Here is a 13,574-nt window from a genome sequence, read left to right as displayed (position 1 = left end):
CTGATGAGGTCGGAACGGAACCGAAAGCTTAGCCTTACGAAAGGGACTTGGCTGCGGAGGTTTCGTTTTCGCTGCCGATGCCGTTGCGGGCGCAGGCGCGGGCGTACTCGGCCAGGCGGCCGTGGATGCGGTGGCGGATCAGCGCCAGCGGCTCGGCCTGCAGGCGGCCGGCTTCTACGTCGCGTTGCTGTTCGGGCATGAACTGGCTGAGCAGGATCGTCGGCGGCGGCGTGCGCCGCAGGTTGTCGATCAGGCGCTGCAACGCGGCCTGCACCTCCGGCTCGCCCCAGTAGTAGCGGCTGCGGTCGCTGAGCGCGTAGGCGCGCAGCAGGCGCAACTGACGTTCGTCGCCGTGGTAGTGCTTGTTCCAGTACGCGGGGCGCTCGCGCATGCAGCGGTCCAGCACCTCGACCAGGTCCGAGCATTGCTCGGCGGGCAACAGCTCGCGTTCGATCGCCGCCAGCGCGAACACGGCCTCGCGGTAGGCGTAGGTCGCGGCTGGGCCGACCTTGAGGATGGCGTAGTGGTCGCGCACCAGCGCGTGCAGCGCGTCCTCGCTCTGGTAATCGGTGGAGTGCGCCTCGAAGACGATGCGCGGCTGGCCTTCGACGAAGGCCGACAAGGCGCGCGCGGCCTGTGGGTCGTAACGCTGCACCAGGCTGTGGTCGAAGTCGACGCCGGGCTGCACCACCATCGCGATCACGCGCTCCCAGGCCGGCGCCAGGTCCGGGGCCAGGAAGGCCAGGCGATGAATTTCCAGCGTGTGCGCGGCCGCGTCGGGTGCGGTGACCGCGACGCCGCCGCCCAGCGAGGCTTCGCCGCCCGGCACGGGCACTTCGGTGCCGATCACGTACACCGGCGGCGGCAGGCCGGCATCGGCGGCGGCGCGTTCGGCCACGCGCGCCAGCTCAGCCGAGCGTGCGGCCACGATCTCGTCGGGCAGCGGCGTGGGGTCGTCGGCGCAGGCCATGCTGCAGTCGAGGTGGATCTTGTGGAAGCCGGCGGCGACGTAGGCGGCGATCAGCTCGCGCGCCAGCGCCATGGCTTCGGCGGCCGGGCGCTGCTGCCAGGCATTGGGGCCGAGATGGTCGCCGCCCAGGATCAGGCGCTCGCGCGGAAAGTCCTGTTCGCGCGCCAGCTGCAGCACGAAATCGCGGTACTGCGCCGGCGTCATGCCGGTGTAGCCGCCGAACTGGTCGACCTGGTTGGACGTCGCCTCGATCAGCAGCACGGTGTCGTAGCGTTGCGCGACCTGCATCGCCGCGCACAGCACCTGTTCGTTGCTGCAGCACACGCTGTAGAGACCGACGCGTTCGCCGCGGCGATGGGCGGCGATCAGGCTTTGCACCAGGGACATGGAGATTCTCGTCAGGGTCGGGCGGCCTGATGGCGCTGACGCGCCAGCAGGGCGGCGCCGCGTGCGCCGCCGGCGTCGCCGAACAGCGGCGGCAGGATCGGCGGCACGCGCGGGCCGCGGAACAGATGCGCGGCGACCGCCGCGGGCAGGTCTCGGTAGAGGGCGTCGAGCTTGGACAGTCCGCCGCCGAGCACGATCACGTGCGGGTCCAGCGTGAGCACCAGCCCGGCCAGGCCGTAGCCGAGCAGGTCGCGGTGGATGCGCATGGCCTGCGAGGCCTGCGCGTCGCCCTGTTCGGCGCGCTGCGCGATGGCGCTGGCGTCGAGGACGTCGCCGCCGACGTGTTGGTGGATCAAGGCCAGGCCGCTGCCGGAGACGTAGCGCTCCATGCAGCCGCGCAGGCCGCAGGCGCAGTCCAGCACCGGCAGGCCGTGGCGCTGCAGCAGCGCGGCCGGCACGCTCCAATGGCCCCACTCGCCGGCGATGCCGTTGTGGCCGGCGATCAGGCGACCGTCGAGGCAGTAGCCGCCGCCGGCGCCGGTGCCGAGGATCGCGCCGAACATGCTGGCGTAGCCCTCCGCCGCGCCGCCCTGTGCTTCCGACAGGGCGAAACATTGGCAGTCGTTGCCCAGATACCAGGGGCGCGACAGGCGCGCCTGCAGATCCGGTCCCACGCGCTGTCCGGTCAGCGCCGGCACGTTGGAGCTGAGCTGGCGTCCGCTGTCGCGATCGACCACGCCGGGCACGCCCAGGCCGACGGCGAGGCCGGCGCTGCCGATGTCGGCGTCCGCGTGGGTGACCAGATCGATCACCGCCTGCAGAAACGCGTCGTAGTCGTGGGTGGGCGTGGCCACGCGGCGCCGGTAGCGCACCTGCATGTTCTGGTCGCAGGCGACCAGCTCGATCTTGGTCCCGCCGATGTCCAGGCCGTAGTAGGTCTGCGCGCTGGCGACGGACTCAGCCATGGCGGTGGATGGTCACGCCCTGCACGACACGGTTGACGGTGCCGTCGGGGAAGGGGTTGTCGGGGGTCAGGCCGAGCGCGGCCGAGCGCTGCAACGCGTAGCGCTGGGCCATGCTCAGCCACAACGGCGCCAGCCACGGATCGGGCAGGGCGGGCGCATCCAGGGCGAAATCGTCGTCGGCCTGATCGCGCGCGCGCGGCCCCACCGACAGCACGCGGCCGGCGATGCCGTCGCGGCGCAATTCGTCCAGCAGGTCCTGATCGTAACGGCGCGCGACCGCGTCGGCGCTGCGCAGCAGCACCACCAGGGTGTCGCCGTCGACGGTGGACTTGGGGCCGTGGCGGAAGCCCAGCGGTGTGTTGGCCAGCGCCAGCACGCGGCCGGCGGTGAGTTCCAGCAGCTTGAGCGCGGCTTCGCGCGCCAGCGATTCCAGCGGGCCGCTGCCCAGGTAGATCACGCGGCGGTAAGGCTGCTGCGCCAGCGCGGTCACGTCCGCGTCCCATTCGGTCAGCGCGCGCTGCGCGTGCGCGGCCAGCACGTGCAGGCGTTGCAGCCGCTGCGGCCACGGCGCGGCGTCGAACACCGCCAGCGCGGCCAGCAGCATGCAGCTCAGGCTGCTGGTCATGGCGAAGGCGCGGTCGCAACTGGCCGGCGGCATCAGCAGGGTCAGGGTGTCGGCGCGGTCGCGGCCGCGGCGCGCGAGTTCGCCTTCGCCGTTGCAGGTGATGTCGAGGAAGCGCGCGTGCTCGACCAGGTCGCGCACCAGCTCCACCGCCGCCATGCTTTCGGGGCTGGAACCGCTGCGCGCGAACGACACCAGCAGGGTCGGGCGGTCGTGTTGCAGATACAGCGAGGGATGGGTGAGCAGGCTGGTGGTGTGCAAGGCGCGCACGTCCGCCGGCCACTGCGCATTGATCTGGTCGGCGACCATTTCGGCGATGAAGCCCGAGCTGCCGGCGCCGGTGAAGATCACCCGGTGCCCGGGCTGGCGCAGCCAATCGCCGAGGAAGGCGTCGATGCGCTCGCGCGACTGCTCCAGCACCTGCGCCAGTTCGCCCCACAGCGCGGGCTGCTGGGCGATCTCTTCGGCGGTGTGGGCCCCGCCCAGGCGCTGCCAGGCGGACAAATCGGGTAGCAGGGGAGCGTCCATTCACGGTTCCTGTTGGGCGCGCTCACGATCTGCGTTTTCTTTCGAAATGTCAAACATCGAAAGCTAATAGAAAGATTATGGCCGTTTCGTCGATTCGCCACGGAGTTCCTGCCCGGACGTGCCGCAGTGCAGCAAATACGCGGTTTGAGCGAAAGATCCAGGCCCGTGCCATTTCGAACAGTAAGTTGTGCTTTGCACAATCTTTCGATATTCAGAAAATATCCTTCTTTTTACTTTGCAATTTGTTGACATATTTCGACACGCTGCCCTAGAGTCGGTCGCAAGCGTTTCGGATCCCCGCATCGGCGGGCTTGGGGGCAAGGTGGACACCAGCGCACGAGGCCTCGGCCGTCTGCTGATCGCAGCGCTCTTCGCGCTGTGCGCGGCCAGCGCGTCGCTGTCGGCCGCGCCCGTGGGCAATCTGCGCGCGGTCTCGCCGAGCGCGGCCGCGTCGGGCCAGGGCCGCGCGCCGGTGTGGGAGCTGAGCACCGACAGCGGCGCGCGCCTGCGCATCGAACTGTTGCGCGCCGATCTGCTGCGCGTGCAGGCCGCGCGCGGCGGCAAGTTCGCCGCCAGCGGCGACAAGGCCACGCCGATCGTGCTCGCGCAGCCGGCGGCCGAGGTGAAGTACAGCGTCGAAGAAGACGCCAGCGAAGTGCGCATCCGCACCGATGCCCTGGTGCTGCACATCCAGCGCCAACCGTTGCGGCTGGCGCTGGAGCGCATCGAAGCCGGTCGCGCGATTCCGCTGTGGCGCGAACTGCAACCGCTGGACCTGGACGCCAAACAGAGCGTGCAAGTGCTGTCCAGCGACGCCGGCGAACACTATTACGGCGGCGGCCAGCAGAACGGCCGCTACGAGTTCAAGGGCCGTGAGCTGGAGATTTCCTATTCCGGCGGCTGGGAAGACGGCGACCGCCCGAGCCCGGCGCCGATGCTGCTCAGCTCGCGCGGCTGGGGCATGCTGCGCAACACCTGGAGCGACGGCAGCTACGACCTGCGCGAACCCGAGGCGGCGACCTTGCTGCATCGCGAGGACCGCTTCGACGCCTACTACTTCGTCGGCGCCGGCCTGCCGCAGCTGCTGGACCGCTACACCGCGCTCACTGGCCGTGCCGGCCTGCTGCCGCGCTGGGCGCTGTCCTACGGCGACGCCGATTGCTACAACGACGGCGACAACGTCAAGAAGCCGGGCACCGTGCCCGAAGGTTGGAGCGACGGCCCCAGCGGACACACGCCGGACGTGGTCGACAGCGTCGCGCGGCAGTACCGCGAACACGACATGCCCGGCGGCTGGATCCTGCCCAACGACGGTTACGGTTGCGGCTACAAGGAGCTGCCCAACGTGGTGCAGGGGCTGGCGCGTTACGGCTTCCGCACCGGCCTGTGGACCGAGGACGGCGTCGACAAGATCGCCTGGGAAGTCGGCAGCGCCGGCAGCCGCGTGCAGAAGCTGGACGTGGCCTGGACCGGCAAGGGCTACCAGTTCGCGATGGACGCCAACCATGCCGCCTACGACGGCATCTTGAATAACGCCGACTCGCGCCCGTTCCTGTGGACGGTGATGGGCTGGGCCGGCATCCAGCGCTATGCGGTGGCCTGGACCGGCGACCAGAGCGGCAGCTGGGACTACATCCGCTGGCATATCCCGACACTGATCGGTTCGGGCCTGTCGGGCATGGCCTACGCCACCGGCGACGTCGACGGCATTTTCGGCGGCAGCGCCGAAACCTACACCCGCGACCTGCAATGGAAGGCCTTCACCCCGGTGCTGATGGGCATGTCGGGCTGGTCCTCGGGTGGGCGCAAGCATCCGTGGTGGTACGACGAGCCCTACCGCAGCATCAACCGCGACTACTTGAAGCTGAAGATGCGTCTGACGCCGTACATGTACGGCCTGACCCGCGAAGCCGAGCTTAGCGGCGCGCCGCCGTTGCGCGCGCTGATGTGGGACTACCCGCAGGATCCGCAGGCCTACACCGAGGCGCACAAGTACCAGTTCCTGCTCGGTCGCGAGCTGCTGGTGGCGCCGGTGTATCGCAGCCAGGCCGCGAGCCGCGGCTGGCGGCGCGACATTCACCTGCCGCCGGGCCGCTGGATCGACTATTGGGACGGCCGCCAGCTGCAGGCCGGCGCGCAGGGCCGCCAGCTCGATCGCCAGGTCGAACTGGCCACGCTGCCGGTGTTCGTGCGCGCCGGCGCGATCCTGCCGATGTATCCGGCGATGCTGTACGACGGCGAGAAGCCGTTGGACGAGCTGACGCTGGATCTGTATCCGCAGGGCGAGTCCAGCTACACCCTGTACGAGGACGACGGCAATACGCGCCGCTATCAGAAGGGCGAGTTCAGCGAACAGACGATCGCGGTGCAGGCGCCCGCGCAGGGCGGCGGCGAAGTGCGCGTGCGCATCGAGGCGCAACGCGGCCAGTACGCCGGCCAGCTGCCGCAGCGCCGCTATGCCTTGCGCGTGCTCAGCCGCGAGCGTCCGCGCGCGGTCGAGCTGGACGGACGCCCGCTGCCGGCCGTCGCCGACGCCGCGGCGCTGCAGACGGCCGCCGAAGGCTGGTACTTCGACGCCGCCGAACGTCGCGGCACCTTGCATGTGCGCACCGCGGCGATCGACATCCGCCGCGCCGTCGCGTTCCGCCTGGATCTTCCCGTCAGTGGCGTGGTCGCCGACGACGCATTCCCGGCCGCGCCCGCACAGGGCCGCGCGTTGCCGCCCGACAGCCTGCTGGTGGTCAACCGTCCGGCCGAGGAGCCCGGCCATGCGCTGGAGAACGCGTTCGACGACGATCCGGCCACCTGGTTCCGCAGCGTGCGCAACCAGGCCGTGCGCACCGGCGCGCACGAATGGACGATCGGCTTCGGCGAACGCAGCCTGATCGACGGCATCGAGATCGCGCCGCGCAACGATCAGCACTGGAAGCACGGCCAGGTCCGCGATTACGAAATCTATCTGGCCGACAGCAACGGCGAGTGGGGCGAGCCGATCGCGCGCGGGCATCTGAAGTTGCAGCAGGAACTGCAGCGCATCGACTTCGCGCCGCGTGCCGGCCGCTTGCTGCGCTTCCGCGTGCTCAGCACCCAGAATCCCGACGGCGACGCCGCCAGCGGCAGCGATCCGATGGTGTCGGCGGCGCAGGGCGGCGCGGCGCGCGCGGTGGATGCGCTGCGCCCGCGCGACGTCGGCCCGATCGCGCTGTCGACCTTCCGCGTGCTGGAACATCGCGTGCCGGAGCGGCCCGCGCAGCATCGCTATCTGTCCGAACTGCCGTTGGCGACCGACATCGCGCGCGACAAAGCGCACGGCGGCCAGAACGAGATGCGCATGAACGGCCTGCTGTTCCGCCGCGGGCTGGGCGTGGGCGCCGACAGCCGCATCGACCTGCAACTGCAGGGCGACTGGCGCCTGTTGCGCGCCGACCTGGGCATCGACGACAGCTGCCGCGATGCCGGCGGCCTGCAATTCCAGGTTTGGGGCGACCAGCGGCTGCTGTTCGACAGCGGCCTGGTGCGCGCGCCGGGCGTGGTCAAACCCGAACTGGACATCCGCGGCCTCAAGCATCTGAGCCTGCGCACCCTGGGTGCGCAGGGCGCCCGGCCGGCGCAGGTCTGCGCCAACTGGGCCAATGCCGTGCTGATCGGACAGGAGGGCGACACCGCCGCCATCGCCAGACCCTAGCCAGCGTCACCCCAGCTCTCGCCTTCCGACTGCGGCCGCCGGCCGCGGCACCGGAGCTTTGTTGCCCAACGCAAGCCAACCCGCCCGCGCAGCGCCGAGCGCTGCCGATCGATCTGGAGCCGAAGATGTTGCATTCAAGCCAACGCTGTCGCCATCGCCGCTTTCCCGTTTCCGCGCTGTCCATGGCGCTGGTCGCCGCGCTGGCCGCCGGTCCCGTCTACGCGCAGACCGCCGACGCCGCCGCGCCCGACGAAGGCGCCAAGGAAAAGGCCACCGAACTGGAGCGCATCCAGGTCACCGGCTCCAACATCAAGCGCAGCGATGTGGAAACCGCATCGCCGGTGCAGGTGATCAGCAAGCAGGATATCGAAAACATGGGTGCCCGCACTTTGCTGCAGGTGCTCGATAACTTGCCCGCGGCCCGCCCGGCGCAGGTGGATTCCAAGTCGCTGTTCACCGGTTCCGACGGCGCCTCGCAGGCCAACCTGCGCGGCCTGGGCGCGCAAGGCACGCTGGTGCTATTGAACGGCCGCCGGTTGTCCTACTACGGCGCGCCGGCCGGCTTCCAGACCCAGTTCGTCAACATCGACGCGATTCCCGCCGCGGCGATCGAGCGCATGGAAGTGCTGACCGACGGCGCCTCGGCCGTGTACGGCACCGACGCGGTCGCCGGCGTGATCAACGTGATCACCAAGCGCGAGTACCAGGGCGCCGAGATCAACCTCACCACCGATTTCGCGCCGCGCTTCGACTCCTACGGCGAGCACCAGCTCAGCCTGACCGGCGGCTTCGGCGATCTCGACGAGGATCGCTACAACGTCTACGCCTCGGTCAATCTGTACCGTCGCGACCCGATTCCGCTGTCGGAGTGGTACGACAAGAAGCCCGAGCAGTTCTACGTCAACAACCCGAACTACATCAACAATCTGCGCCTGGGCACCGGCAGCGCGCCGGGCGCGTTCAATCCCGGCAGCTACTTCGCGATCAACCCGGTCACCGGCCGGCGCACGCAGGAAGCCGCGCCGGGTTGCCAGAACGTCGTCGTCGAAGCGGCCGGTCCGCGCTGCATCTGGCAGACCTGGCTGAACAACGAGATCGACGGCGGCGCCCAGTCCGAGCGCGCCACCGCCTACGTCAGCGCGCGCTTCCTGCTGGGCGACACCACCGAAGCCTTCGCCGAAGCCACCTACACCGACATCGACCTGCGCGCCAACGGCGGCACGCCGCGCAGCTACGGCACCACCACCGGCAACCCGACCAGCTGGTTCTCGCGCAACACCGGCAACACCGTCAACCAATTCCTGTATCCGTATCTCGGCCCCAACAACGTCTACAACAAGGCCAGCCCGGCGTTGCGCGCGATCAACGGCGGCGTGGTCGGCCTGCAGTACCTGTTGCAGGACGTGGGCGGCGACTACTTCGGCCAGCGCAACACCGACAAGAGCTACCGCGGCATGTTCGGCCTGCGCGGCGCCTGGGGCGACTGGAGCTGGGAAAGCGCCTTCACCACCGCCGGCTCGCATTCGGTCACCTACCAGACGGTCAACGTCAACCTGGAGGGCTTCGAGCGCGCCTTCGGTCCGTTCACGGTCGACCCGGGCACGGGCCGGGTGATCATCTCCGACAATCCGGCCTACAAGTTCGGCGAGATCAGCGAGGCCAACGCCAAGCTGCTGCGCGAGGCCTATCCGACCTTCGACATCGAGTCGTGGACGCGCCTGCACACGCTGGACGGCAAGATCGAGGGGCCGCTGTTCTCGCTGCCCGCGGGCGAGGTGCGCGCGGCGTTCGGCTTCAACCTCAGCCGCGAGACCTTCTTCACGCCCGGCAACGCGGATGCGGCCAACGGCCTGATCACCCAGCAGGGCGGCTCCTGGTTCGACGGCAAGCGCACCACCTACGCGCTGTTCGGCGAGGCGGTGGCCCCGATCACCGACAAGCTGGAGCTGGAACTGGCCGCGCGCGTGGACAAGTACCCGAACTTCAACGCCAACTTCGCGCCCAAGATCGGCCTGAAGTACCAGGCGTTCGAGCAACTGATGTTGCGCGGCACCTATTCGGAAGGCTTCCGCGCGCCCAGCCTGGCCGAGGCCGGCGAAGGCGGCGTGTTCGCGCAGATCGGCGGCTATCGCGACGAGGTGCGCTGCAACGAGACCAACGCCATCGCCAATCTGCTGCTGCAGTCCGCGCGTCCCGGCGACGTGGACCTGGGCCGCACGCTGCGCAACTCCGACTGCAGTCGCAACGTCGCGCGCCTGACCCAGCCCAACCAGAGCCTGGAGCCGGAGAAGGCCAAGATCGCCACGCTGGGCTTCGTCTACGAGCCGACCAACTGGCTGTCGGTGTCGGCCGATTACTGGTTCATCTACCGCCGCAACGAGATCGTCGCCCCGGACTACAGCAAGCCCGAGGACATCCTGGCGATGACGCGTTTCGGCATCACCGACGCCGACCGCGCCAACCTGGCCGCGCTGGCGGCGATGTGCGCCGATCCGGCCAGCGGCGTGACCTGTCCGGGCACGCTGCCGGGCTACAGCATCGGCAACATTTCCAGCGTCATCGGCCAGTACCGCAACCGCGGCCGTACCCTGGTCGACGGCTTCGACATCGACGCGCGCAGCCGCTTCGACCTGGGCGAATGGGGTCGCCTGAACGTCGGCGTGGCCGCAACCATCGCGCGCCGCAACATGTACCACGCCGGCGACGATTCGGGCTGGCTGTACGGCAACACCGTGGGCTACTACAACAACCCGCGTCTGCGCGCGACCTTCAACGTCGACTGGAACTACGGCGACTGGAACACCAGCTTCTACGTCAACTACGTCGGCAAGACCAAGTGGGCCTACGACCGCATCGACGCGCAGGACAACAACGAAGAGACCTGCACCGGCAGCTTCGTCTCGGTGCAGCCCAGCAAGTGCGACGGCGCGCCGGCCTGGTGGACGGCCAACCTGGGCGTGACCTGGAAGCCGACCGACAAGCTCACCGTCGGCGCCACCGTCAAGAACCTGTTCGACCGCCATCCGTTCTACGACCCCAACGACTGGATGACCTTCCCGGGCTACACCAACAACTTCGGCCGGGTCTTCAGCTTCTCGGTCGGCTACAAGTTCTGATCGCAGCGCACCGCGGCCGCTCCTGACCGGGGCGGCCGCCGTGCGCGACCACGTCACGACGACACGTCTTTACCAGGAGGGTTCCATGCGCGCCATCCGCCATGCCGTGCTGTTGCTGTGTCTTTCGCTGTCGTCCAACGCCTACGCCCTGGTCGCCGGCGGCATGGTCGCCATCGACCGCCAGTGGCCCGCCACCGATGTGGGCTATCTGCACATGAACTTCCCCACCACCGTCACCGACGAGCCCGGCAAGGACGGCTACACCTACTGGGCGCACCAGTTCTGGTTCAAGGGCGGCGACGGCGGCTACGTCGGCCTGCAACAGCGCGACGGCCACAACAAGGCGCTGAACTTCTCGATCTGGAAGGCCACCGGCTGGACCGCCGAGCCCGGCACCCAATGCGCCTACTTCGATCACGAGGGCAGCGGCGTGCAGTGCTGGGTCGCCTACGACTGGCGGCAGCGCGCGACTTACGACATCCGCATCGTCGCTGAGGCGCCCGCGCGCTGGGCGGCCTACATCGTCGACACCGGCAGCGGCGGCCAGCGCAAGGTCGCGACCATCCAGGTGCCGGCGGCCTGGGGCGGGCTGACCAACCGCACCAACACCTTTCTTGAGGACTACGCGCAAGGCAGCCAGGAACGCGCGAGCTGCGCGGCCGTGCCGGCCAGCAGCGCGGTGTTGCATGCGCCCAGCGCGGAGCAGGGCAGCGTGGCGCCGGTGACCAGCACCGCCACCACCTACGGCATCTGCGCCACCATCGCCCGCGCCGCCTGCACGGCCGAGCAGGACTGCACCGCCGCGGCCAACGTCTACGGCACCCTCGGCAGTCCGCAGCGGCTGCTCAACGAACACAGCGGCTACTGCCTGGACACCTTATCCGGCAGCGCCCGGGCCGGCCTGTGGGACTGCGCGGCCAACGCCAACCAGCAGATCGAACGCGACGACAACTTCCGCCTGCTGATGCGTTCGCGCAGCAAGTGCCTGCAGGCCGACACCGACGGCAAGGTGCGGCTGGCCGACTGCGGCAACGGCTCGCGCCAGCGCTGGCTGCCGATCCCTGGCTCCAACGAGGTCTACAACGTCGGCACGCGGCAGTGCCTGGACCCGATGAACGGCGCGGTGCGCGGCGCGTACCTGCGTACTTACGCCTGCCTGGCCAACGGCTATCAGCGTTGGCGCCTGAAACCTTGACCTATTTCGGCGGATCGGACGGTTTCGCGCCGTCCGCCCGCTTTCATTCGAACCGCGCGTGGCAAGCTGATGGCAGAGCCGGCCGCGGATGCACAGGAGCACAGCATGAACCGTAGAGATTTCATCATCGCCAGCGCCGCGATCGGCGCCAGCGCCCTGCTGCCGAACACGCCGGCCTGGGCCGCGAACCGGCGCATCCGCCTGGGCCTGATCGGCACCGGCATGCGCGGTCAGGTGCTGCTGAAAGAACTGCTGCGGCGCGACGACGTCGAGGTGGCGGCGCTGTGCGACATAGAGCCGATCATGCTGCAGCGTGCGCTGGACATGGCCGCCAAGGCCGGCAAGCCCGCGCCCAAGGCCTACGGCCAGGACCGCGACACGCACGCCTACCGTCGCCTGCTGCAGCAGCGCGGGCTGGACGCGGTGATCATCGCTACGCCCTGGGAATGGCATGCGCCGATGGCGATCGATGCGATGGAGGCCAAGATCGCGGTGGGCTGCGAGGTGGTGGCCGGTGTGACCCTGGACGATCACTGGCAGGTGCTGCGCACGCAGCTGCGCACCGGCACGCCCTACATGCTGTTGGAGAACGTGTGCTACCGCCGCGACGTGATGGCGGCGCTGCAGATGGTGCGCGCGGGCCTGTTCGGCGAGCTGGTGCACCTGCAGGGCGGCTACCAGCACGACCTGCGCGCGGTGAAGTTCAACTCCGGCGATCCCGACCAACCCTACGGCAGCGGCGTGGAGTTCGGCGCCAAAGGCTGGTCGGAGGCGCGTTGGCGCACCGAGCATTCGGTGCAGCGCAACGGCGAGCTCTATCCCAGCCACGGCATCGGTCCCTGCGCCATGTACACCGGCATCAACCGCGGCAACCGCTTCACCCACATCAACAGCTTCGCCACCAAGGCGCGCGGCCTGCACGAATACACCGTGGCCAAAAGCGGCGGCACCACGCACCCCAGCACGCAGGCCAAGTTCAAGCTCGGCGACGTGGTCACCACCACCCTGGCCTGCGAAAACGGCGAAACCATCCTGCTGCAGCACGACACCTCGCTGCCGCGCCCGTACTCGCTGGGCTTCCGCGTGCAGGGCACCAAGGGTTTGTGGATGGACCTGAACCACTCGATCCATATCGAAGGCCGCAGCCCCGCGCACAAGTGGGAAGACTTCCAGGCCTACCAGGACCAGTACGACCATCCGCTGTGGCGCAAATACGCCAAGGACGCCGAGGGCGCCGGCCACGGCGGCATGGACTACTTCGTCATCCATGCCTTTGTCGAGGCGGTGAAGGCGCAGGCGCCGATGCCGATCGACATCTACGACGCGGTGGCCTGGAGCGCGATCACGCCGCTGTCGGAGCAGTCGATCGCCGAGAGCTACAAGACCCTGGAGTTCCCCGACTTCACCCAGGGCCTGTGGAAGACGCGCAAGCCGATCTTCGCGTTCGACGCGACGTACTGAGGCGGGCCGAGTTCGATCGCATCGCGGCCCGCCGCGATGCGATGCGATGCCCGAGCCTCGAGCTCAGGGTCCGTTCGTGGAACGGCAGACGGACCCTGATGCCATTTCTGAGTCTCACTCAAAAGCTCGTCAACCAGGGCGCAGGCTCACGGGCGTTGGTGCAGGCGCTTGGCCACTGGCGACGATACTCATATCCGGCGACAAAATTCAGTGTGCAGTCGTGCGCCAATGGTCGCCGTGCGGCGCTGCGCCTGCGTCGATTTCACGCCTTTGCGCGCCAGTAAATACTTACTAAATAGGTTGTTTATGCGCCTACTTCGTGCTGAATAAGCGCACTAAAAAAGCCAGCTTCGACGCGCTATTTCGCGCCGCTTGACGCCGTTCAAGCCAGCGTAGAAACATGCCCGTGCACTGCGTTTGGAATGTTACAGACGCGGGATTGCGAAGGACACGCTGCAGCCACTCGGAGCACGGCAGTGAGGCACAAAGGAAGTGAGTCGGTCCGCGCCAGTTCGCCGATCTCTTGCAGGTATCCGTCGCGCGCCATTGTCGGCGCCGCCCGAATTTGCATTCGCGATGACCGTTGCATCAGGGCCGCCAGCTCAGAAATCGTCTTCGGGTCTTTGGGGCCCACGCGCGCTGCTC

Annotated in this window: 7 protein-coding genes; 4 read left to right on the top strand and 3 right to left on the bottom strand. The window is 68.6% G+C overall.

Annotation, left to right across the window (positions count from 1 at the left end):
- Positions 1-34: 34 nt before the first annotated feature.
- From LVB77_RS20685 to LVB77_RS20675, 3 genes are read right to left on the bottom strand one after another with little or no spacing between them, the layout of a single operon-like run.
- Positions 35-1,357 (bottom strand): D-tagatose-bisphosphate aldolase, class II, non-catalytic subunit, encoded by a 1,323-nt coding sequence (locus tag LVB77_RS20685; RefSeq protein WP_232908079.1) that lies wholly within the window; start codon positions 1,355-1,357, stop codon positions 35-37.
- Positions 1,358-1,368: 11 nt separating this feature from the next.
- Positions 1,369-2,322, bottom strand: coding sequence for an ROK family protein (locus LVB77_RS20680; RefSeq protein ID WP_232908078.1), 954 nt, complete (start codon positions 2,320-2,322; stop codon positions 1,369-1,371).
- Positions 2,315-3,472 (bottom strand): SIS domain-containing protein, encoded by a 1,158-nt coding sequence (locus LVB77_RS20675; protein ID WP_232908077.1) that lies wholly within the window; start codon positions 3,470-3,472, stop codon positions 2,315-2,317. The genes LVB77_RS20680 and LVB77_RS20675 overlap by 8 nt, the downstream gene beginning before the upstream one ends.
- A 322-nt stretch (positions 3,473-3,794) precedes the next feature.
- Between LVB77_RS20675 and LVB77_RS20670 the strand changes: the two genes are divergently transcribed.
- The 4 genes from LVB77_RS20670 (at position 3,795) to LVB77_RS20655 (ending at position 12,929) form a co-directional block, all read left to right on the top strand.
- Complete coding sequence (locus LVB77_RS20670; RefSeq protein ID WP_232908076.1) at positions 3,795-7,157, top strand: TIM-barrel domain-containing protein; 3,363 nt, start codon at positions 3,795-3,797, stop codon at positions 7,155-7,157.
- Positions 7,158-7,282: 125 nt separating this feature from the next.
- Positions 7,283-10,273, top strand: coding sequence for a TonB-dependent receptor (locus LVB77_RS20665; RefSeq protein WP_232908075.1), 2,991 nt, complete (start codon positions 7,283-7,285; stop codon positions 10,271-10,273).
- 85 nt (positions 10,274-10,358) lie between these two features.
- A complete protein-coding gene (locus LVB77_RS20660) occupies positions 10,359-11,468 on the top strand; it encodes a ricin-type beta-trefoil lectin domain protein (RefSeq protein WP_232908074.1) in 1,110 nt (369 codons plus the stop codon).
- Between the two features lie 105 nt (positions 11,469-11,573).
- Positions 11,574-12,929, top strand: coding sequence for a Gfo/Idh/MocA family oxidoreductase (locus tag LVB77_RS20655; RefSeq protein ID WP_232908073.1), 1,356 nt, complete (start codon positions 11,574-11,576; stop codon positions 12,927-12,929).
- Positions 12,930-13,574 lie beyond the last annotated feature (645 nt).

This window comes from Lysobacter sp. 5GHs7-4 (assembly GCF_021284765.1).
Classification (GTDB): domain Bacteria; phylum Pseudomonadota; class Gammaproteobacteria; order Xanthomonadales; family Xanthomonadaceae; genus Lysobacter.
Note: the sequence above shows the minus strand (reverse complement) of the source record. Positions and strands in the feature narration are given on the sequence as shown.

Bases quoted from the DNA above. Each gene is read 5' to 3' on its own strand.
- LVB77_RS20680 (WP_232908078.1), bottom strand. From the start codon at position 2,322: ATGGCTGAGTCCGTCGCCAGCGCGCAGACCTACTACGGCCTGGACATC.
- LVB77_RS20675 (WP_232908077.1), bottom strand. From the start codon at position 3,472: ATGGACGCTCCCCTGCTACCCGATTTGTCCGCCTGGCAGCGCCTGGGC.
- LVB77_RS20660 (WP_232908074.1), top strand. From the start codon at position 10,359: ATGCGCGCCATCCGCCATGCCGTGCTGTTGCTGTGTCTTTCGCTGTCG.
- LVB77_RS20655 (WP_232908073.1), top strand. From the start codon at position 11,574: ATGAACCGTAGAGATTTCATCATCGCCAGCGCCGCGATCGGCGCCAGC.
- LVB77_RS20665 (WP_232908075.1), top strand. From the start codon at position 7,283: ATGTTGCATTCAAGCCAACGCTGTCGCCATCGCCGCTTTCCCGTTTCC.
- LVB77_RS20685 (WP_232908079.1), bottom strand. From the start codon at position 1,357: ATGTCCCTGGTGCAAAGCCTGATCGCCGCCCATCGCCGCGGCGAACGC.